The organism is Actinomadura livida, assembly GCF_014648675.1.
GTDB lineage: Bacteria > Actinomycetota > Actinomycetes > Streptosporangiales > Streptosporangiaceae > Spirillospora > Spirillospora livida.
Map to the genome: position 1 here is coordinate 143968 of NZ_BMRO01000010.1, position 7207 is coordinate 151174.

Annotated in this window: 6 protein-coding genes; all 6 read left to right on the top strand. The window is 70.2% G+C overall.

Features of this window, described 5'->3' with window-relative positions; translation table 11 throughout:
* The first annotated feature begins 198 nt into the window (after positions 1 to 198).
* The 6 genes from IEZ03_RS24030 (at position 199) to IEZ03_RS24055 (ending at position 7195) form a co-directional block, all read left to right on the top strand.
* A complete protein-coding gene (locus tag IEZ03_RS24030; RefSeq protein WP_184880978.1) occupies positions 199 to 1758 on the top strand; it encodes an acyl-CoA synthetase in 1560 nt (519 codons plus the stop codon).
* A complete protein-coding gene (locus tag IEZ03_RS24035) occupies positions 1748 to 2686 on the top strand; it encodes a Zn-ribbon domain-containing OB-fold protein (RefSeq protein ID WP_184880980.1) in 939 nt (312 codons plus the stop codon). The genes IEZ03_RS24030 and IEZ03_RS24035 overlap by 11 nt, the downstream gene beginning before the upstream one ends.
* On the top strand, positions 2686 to 3735 hold the full coding sequence (locus IEZ03_RS24040) for a thiolase family protein (protein WP_184880982.1): 1050 nt from the start codon (positions 2686 to 2688) through the stop codon (positions 3733 to 3735). Before IEZ03_RS24035 ends, IEZ03_RS24040 begins: the two co-directional genes overlap by 1 nt.
* The gene (locus tag IEZ03_RS24045; protein WP_184880984.1) at positions 3728 to 4885 is read left to right on the top strand and encodes a thiolase family protein; all 1158 of its coding nucleotides are present in this window, start codon (positions 3728 to 3730) and stop codon (positions 4883 to 4885) included. Before IEZ03_RS24040 ends, IEZ03_RS24045 begins: the two co-directional genes overlap by 8 nt.
* A gap of 50 nt (positions 4886 to 4935) precedes the next feature.
* Positions 4936 to 6510: an acyl-CoA synthetase gene (locus IEZ03_RS24050; protein ID WP_184880986.1), complete on the top strand. Its 1575-nt coding sequence runs from the start codon at positions 4936 to 4938 to the stop codon at positions 6508 to 6510.
* 214 nt (positions 6511 to 6724) lie between these two features.
* A complete protein-coding gene (locus IEZ03_RS24055; protein WP_229808528.1) occupies positions 6725 to 7195 on the top strand; it encodes a MarR family winged helix-turn-helix transcriptional regulator in 471 nt (156 codons plus the stop codon).
* The last annotated feature ends 12 nt before the right edge of the window (positions 7196 to 7207 follow it).

Here is a 7207-nt window from a genome sequence, read left to right on the forward strand (position 1 = left end):
CTCGACGTCGCAGTGCTCGGTGCTGATCGGCAGCCGTTCCGCCATGGTTCCTCCAGCTCAGATGTCAAACGAGAACAGATTCTAGTTAAGCAGCTGCCTGGCCGGTAGGGCTTGATTAGCAAAACGAGAACGTGATCTACTTTGGGCGCCGGGGCGTCGCCTGTGACGGCGCTCACCGTGCTCACGTAGGGAGATCCGATGGGGTCATTGGGCTTTTGGCGGCTGGCGCAGGCCGATCCCGAGTGGGTCGCGGCCGTTGATCCGGATGGGACGCAGTACACCGCGGGGGACCTGCTCGCCCGCTCCAACAGGCTCGTCCACGGCCTCCGCGCGCTCGGGCTGAAGAACGGCGACGGCATCTGCGGCCTCGTCCCGAACGGCGTCGAGGGGCTCGTCCTGTATCTGGCCGCGCTGCAGGCCGGCTGGTACTACACGCCGATCAACTGGCACCTGACGGGCCCGGAGATCGGCTACATCGTCGCCGACGCCGAGGCGAAGGCGTTCATCGTCCACGAGCGGTACGCCGCCGAGGGCGTCCGGGCCGGCGAGGAGATCGAGCCGCACCGGCGGTTCGCCATCGGGGACGTCGCCGGGTTCCGCCCGTACGGCGAGCTGGTCGAGGGGCGGCCCGACACGCTGCCGGACGACCGCACCAACGGCGCGACGATGCACTACACGTCCGGGACGACCGGCCGCCCGAAGGGCGTCAAGCGGGCGCTGATGGGCATCGACCCCGACGACAGCGCCGAGCTGATGACGTTCCTGCTGGGCCTGTTCGGCATCCCGCCGGGGCGTCCCGCGGGGGGCGAGCACCAGGCCCATCTGATCACCTCGCCGAACTACCACACGGCCGTCACCCAGTTCGGCGGCACCGCCCTGCACATGGGCCACACGGTCGTGTACATGGACAAGTGGGACGCCGAAGACACCCTGAGAATGATCCAGGAACACGGCGTGAGCAATACCCACATGGTCCCGACGCACTTCAAGCGGCTGCTCGCCCTGCCCGAGGACGTCCGGTCCCGGTACGACGTGTCGAGCATGAAGTGGGCCATCCACGCGGCCGCGCCGTGCCCGGTGCCGATCAAGCAGCAGATGCTCGAATGGTGGGGCGACTGCATCTGGGAGTACTACGCGGCGACCGAGGGCGGCGGGACGATCGCGAGCCCGGCCGACTGGCGCGCCCACCCGGGGACGGTCGGCAACGCGTGGCCGATCAGCGAGCTGCTCATCGTCGACGACGACGGCGACCCGGTCCCGACGGGCGCGCACGGCACGATCTACATGAAGATGGCCGGCGTCGAGTTCGAGTACAAGGGCGACAAGGAGAAGACGGAGAAGAACCGCCTCAAGGACTTCTTCACCGTCGGCGACATCGGCTACCTCACCGAGGACGGGTTCCTGTTCCTGTCCGACCGCAAGGCCGACATGATCATCTCGGGCGGGGCGAACATCTACCCGGCCGAGATCGAGAACGAGATCATCCTGCACCCGAAGGTCGCGGACGTCGCCGTGTTCGGCATCCCCGACGAGGAGTGGGGCGAGCAGATCAAGGCCATCGTGGAGCCCGCCGAGGGCACCGAGCCCGGCGACGAGCTGACCGCCGAGATCCTCGCGTCGCTGGAGGGCCGGCTCGCCAAGATGAAGTGGCCGAAGTCGATCGACTACATCGAGACGATGCCGCGCGAGCCGAACGGCAAGCTGCTCAAGCGCAAGCTCAGGGACCCGTACTGGAAGGACCGCGAGAGTGCCATCTGAAGCAGCCGAGCCCAACCACCTGGTCGCGTTCCCGGGCGGCTACACCCGCTCGGTCGGCCCGGTCACCGGGCGCTTCCTGAGCGAGCTGCGCGACGGCCGGATGGTCGGCGTCCGCACGGCGGGCGGCAGGGTGCTCGTCCCGCCGGCGGAGTGCGACCCCGAGACCGGGGAGGACGTCACCGGCGAGTTCGTCGAGGTCGGCCCCGCCGGGACCGTGACGACGTGGTCGTGGGTGCCGCGGCCCGCCAAGGAGCACCCGTTCGACCGGCCGTTCGCGTGGGCGCTGATCCGCCCGGACGGCGCCGACACCGCGCTGCTGCACGCGCTCGACCTCGGCGTGTTCGAGCCGGGCGCGAAGCCGCCGAAGGTGCTGAAGACCGGGATGCGGGTGCGGCCGAAGTACCGCGCGGAGCGGACCGGGACGATCGGCGACATCGAGTGCTTCCTGCCCGAGGTCACCATGATCAACCCGCAGGCGGCGCTGGAGTACCGCCTGAAGGGCGGGCGCGCGCTCGGCCGGTTCCTGGAGGGCATCTCCGAGGGCCGGATCCTCGGCCACCGCTGCCCGGTGTGCGAGAAGGTCATCGTCCCGATGAAGGGGTTCTGCACGCGCGACGGCGTCCCCACCACCGAGGAGGTGGAGCTGCCCGACACCGGCACCGTCACCACCTTCGCGGTCAACAACATCCCCGACCCGCGCGCGCCCGAGGTGCCGTTCGTGTCCGGCTACGTCCTGCTGGACGGCGCCGGCCTGACGATGCTGACGCTCGTCGCGGGCATCCCGGCCGACCAGGTGCGGATGGGCATGCGGGTGCGGGCGGCGTGGCGGCCCCGCGAGGAGTGGGACAGGTCGATGGCCAACATCAAGTGGTTCGAGCCCATCGACGAGCCCGACGTCCCCTTCGAAGAGATCAAGGACTACATGTGATGCGTCCTGTTGCAGTGGTCGCGTTCGTGCAGACCGAGCACAGCGCGGAGGACCAGGGGATCGCGGAGACCGAGATGGTCCTGCCGGTGATCAACGAGATCAAGGAGCGGACCGGGCTGTCCCGCTTCGGCTTCACCTGCTCGGGGTCGTGCGACTACCTGCAGGGCGCGCCGTTCGCGTTCGTGTCCGCGCTCGACACGCTGGGCGCGTGGCCGCCGATCTCCGAGAGCCACGTCGAGATGGACGGCGCCTGGGCGCTCTACGAGGCGTGGGTGAAGCTCCAGATCGGCGAGATCGACACCGCGCTGGTGTACGGGTTCGGCAAGTCGTCCCAGGGCGACCTCCGCGCGATCATGTCCCAGCAGCTCGACCCGTACCACCTGGCGCCGCTCGGCGTCGACCAGGTGTCGATGGCCGCCATGCAGGCCCGCGCGTACATGGAGAAGGCGGGCGTGAAGGAGGACGACCTGCGGGCGGTCGCGGCGCGCTCGCGGGAGGCCGGCCGCGGCAACCCGTTCGCGCTGCACCTGCCGGACCCCGCGGAGTCCGCCGCCGAGCAGGACTACGACGTGGCGCCGCTGCACGGCTACGACGTCGCGCCCGTGACCGACGGTGCCGCGGCGATCGTCCTCGCGGCCGGGGACAAGGCGCGGGAGCTGTGCGAGCGGCCCGCGTGGATCACCGGCATCGACCACCGCACCGAGCCGCACTCGCTCGGCGTCCGCGACCTGACCCGGTCTGAGGCCGCCCGCATCGCGGGCGAGAAGGCCGGCGCGACGGGGATCGAGGTCGCGGAGCTGCACGCGCAGTTCAGCCACGAGGAGCTGATCCTGCGCGAGGCGCTCGGCCTGGGCGACGGCGTGACGATCAACCCGTCCGGCGGGGCGCTGTCGGCGAACCCGGTGATGGCGGCGGGCCTCATCCGGATCGGCGAGGCCGCGTCCCGCATCCACGACGGGACGGCGTCCCGGACGCTCGGGCACGCCGCGTCCGGCCCCTGCCTTCAGCAGAACCTCGTCTGCGTGCTGTCGGGAGAGAACAATGGCTAATCCGTGCGCGATCGTCGGCATCGGGCAGACGCAGTACCGGACCAAGCGGCTGGACGTGTCGATGGCGGGCCTGGTCCGCGAGGCAGCCCGCCGCGCGCTCGACGACGCCGGGCTGACCTGGAAGGACATCGACGCCGTCGTGGTCGGCAAGGCGCCCGACCTGTTCGAGGGCGTGGTGATGCCGGAGGTCTTCCTGGCGGACGCGCTCGGCGCGACCGGCAAGCCGCTGATGCGGGTGCACACGGCCGGCTCCGTCGGCGGCTCCACCGCGATCGTCGCGGCCAACCTGATCCAGTCCGGCGTGCACGAGCGGGTGCTCACGCTCGCCTGGGAGAAGCAGTCGGAGTCGAACGCCACGTGGGCGCTGACGGTGAACGGGCCGTTCACCACGTCCCTCGTCGTCGGGGCGGGCGGCTACTTCGCGCCGCACATCCGCGCCTACATGGCCCGCGCCGGCGCCCCCGACCACATCGGCACGCTGGTGGCGGTCAAGGACCGGCAGAACGCGCTGCGGAACCAGTACGCGCACCTGAAGATCCCCGGCATCTCGCGGGAGATGGTCGAGTCGACGCCGATGCTGTGGGAGCCGATCCGGTACCTGGAGACGTGCCCGTCTTCGGACGGCGCGTGCGCGATGGTGCTGGCCTCCGAGAAGGCTGCCCGGCAGTCGCCGAACCCGCCGGCGTGGGTGCACGGGACGTCGATGCGGTCGGAGCCGATGCAGTTCGCGGGCCGCGACAGCGTGAGCCCGCAGGGCGGCAAGGACGCGGCGGCCGACGTCTACCGGCAGGCGGGCATCACCGACCCGCGCAGCGAGCTCGACTGCGCCGAGGTGTACGTCCCGTTCTCCTGGTACGAGCCGATGTGGCTGGAGAACCTCGGGTTCTGCGGCGAGAACGAGGGCTGGAAGCTCACCGAGGCGGGCGCGACGGCGTTCGACGGCGACATCCCGTGGAACCCGTCCGGCGGCGTGCTGTCGTCCAACCCGATCGGCGCGTCCGGGATGATCCGGTTCGCCGAGGCGGCGCTGCAGGTGCGCGGGATGGCCGGTGAGCACCAGGTGGACGGCGCGCGCCGCGCCCTCGGGCACGCCTACGGCGGCGGCGCCCAGTTCTTCGCGATGTGGATCGTCGGCAGCGACAAACCCTGATAGTCCCTCCTATTCCCTGGGCGCGACCCACACCCCGAAAGGGACGTCCGATGGAGTACAACCACGCTGATCTGTTCGAGGGAGTCGCCGACGCGATAGGGGAGCGTGTCGCCCTGGTGTGCGGCGACCACAAGCTCACCTACGCCGAGATGGACGAGCACGCGAACCGTCTCGCGCACCACCTGGCGGACGCTGGCGTCAAGCCCGGTCAGCACATCGCCATCCAGCTCTACAACGGCATCGAGTACGCGGCGGCGCTGCTGGCGGCGCTGAAGATCCGTGCCGTGCCCATCAACGTCAACTACCGGTACGTCGAGAACGAGCTGCTCTACGTGTTCCGGGACTCCGACAGCGTCGCGCTCCTCTACGACGTGGAGTTCGAGGACAAGGTCGCCGCGACCGTGCCGGAGGTGCCCGCTCTGAAGCACCTCGTCGCGGTGGGCGGCACGCCCTCCATCCCGGGCGCGGTCGCCTACGAGGAGGCGCTGCGGGACGCCGACGGAACGCGAGGCTTCCCGGCGCGTTCCGGCGAAGACCGCTACATCATCTACACCGGCGGGACGACCGGGATGCCCAAGGGCGTCATGTGGACGACCGAGCAGATCATCTTCGCGTTCTGGAACCCGACGGTGCCGCGCCCGTCCAGGCCCGAGGACATCGTGGAGCACGCCCGGAACAGCGGTCCACTGATCATGATGCCGGTCGCGCCGCTGATGCACGGGGCCGCGCAGGTGGCCACGTTCATCGCCTGGTTCATGGGCGCGACGCTCGTGTACACGCGCAAGTTCGACGCGGCGGACGTGTGGGCGACGATCGAGCGGGAGAAGGTCAACTCGCTGACGATCACCGGGGACGCGATGGCGATCCCGATGGCGGAGGAGCTGGCGCGCGGCGACTACGACACCTCGTCGCTGTTCGCCTACGTCTCCACGGGTGCGATCTTCACCGGGACGGTCCGCGACCGCATCCAGAAGCTCCTGCCGAACGTGCTGATCCTCGACCGGTTCGGGTCGACGGAGTCGGGCTCGACGGCGGAGGCCGTGGCGGGTTCGACGCCGGAGAAGGGGCTGCGGTTCGCGCCGGACGTGCAGGACGTCACCGTCCTGGACGACGCGCTCCGCCCGGTGAAGCCGGGGTCCGGCGTGATCGGGCAGGTCGCCCGCAGCGGGCACATCGCGGAGGGCTACTACAACGACCCGGAGAAGACGGCGAAGACGTTCCCGGTGGTGGACGGGCGGCGCTGGCTGCTGACCGGCGACATCGCCACCGTCGAGGAGGACGGGTCGATCGCCGTGTACGGGCGGGGGTCGCAGGCCATCAACACCGGCGGGGAGAAGGTGTTCCCGGAGGAGGTCGAGGCCGTCCTCAAGGGCCACCCGGCCGTGTACGACGCGGTCGTCACGGGCATTCCGGACGAGCGCTGGGGCAACCGCGTCGCGGCGGTGGTCGAGCCCGCCGGCGGTGAGCGGCCCGCGGAGGAGGACCTGGACGCCCACTGCCGCAAGGAGCTGTCGGGCTACAAGGTCCCGCGCGTCTACGCCTTCGTGGACGAGATGAAGCGCTCCCCGGCGGGCAAGGCCGACTACCGGTGGGCGAAGGAGGTCGCCCAGGAGGCGGGAGGGTAGCCGGAAGAGCTCGGCCCCGAACCTTCGTGGGATTCGGGGCCAGGAGCGGACCTCTGTTTTCGGCCCGGACAAGCCCATCGTAGGACCGTTCCAAGCGTGCTCTGATCATCTGCGGTGTCGCGTGCGCCACACGCGGTCGCGCCCCCTTAGGATCTCCCTTGAAGAGTCGCTCTTCCAATGAGTCTCTCTGATGCGGAGAAAAGGGAGGTGGCGCGTGGTGACCTCGGAGCGCGATCGGATGGCGGCCGAGCTGCAGGACGCGATGCGGCGGAGCACGATGTTCACGGTGCTCCTGCACCACGCCACCGCGAGCAAGGCGGGCATGAACGTCACCGACGCGCAGTGCGTGAACGCGCTGGCGATGGACGGCCCGCAGACCCCCGGGCGGCTGGCGCGGCTCATGGGCATCACGACCGGCGGCGCCATCACCGCCGTGATCGACCGGCTGGAGAAGGCCGGCTACGTCCGGCGGACCCGGGACCCCGACGACCGGCGCCGCGTGATCGTGGAGCTCGTGGCGGAGAACGCCGACCAGTTCTCCGCGTACTTCGAGCCGATGGGCCGCGCCTTCCGCGAGCGGCTGGCGGGCTGCTCCGACGAGCAGGTCGCCTTCCTGCTGGACTGGTTCCGCCGCAACAACGAGGCCATGCCCGAGGTCATCGCGGAGATCAGGAAGCTGCCCTGAGCGACGCACCCA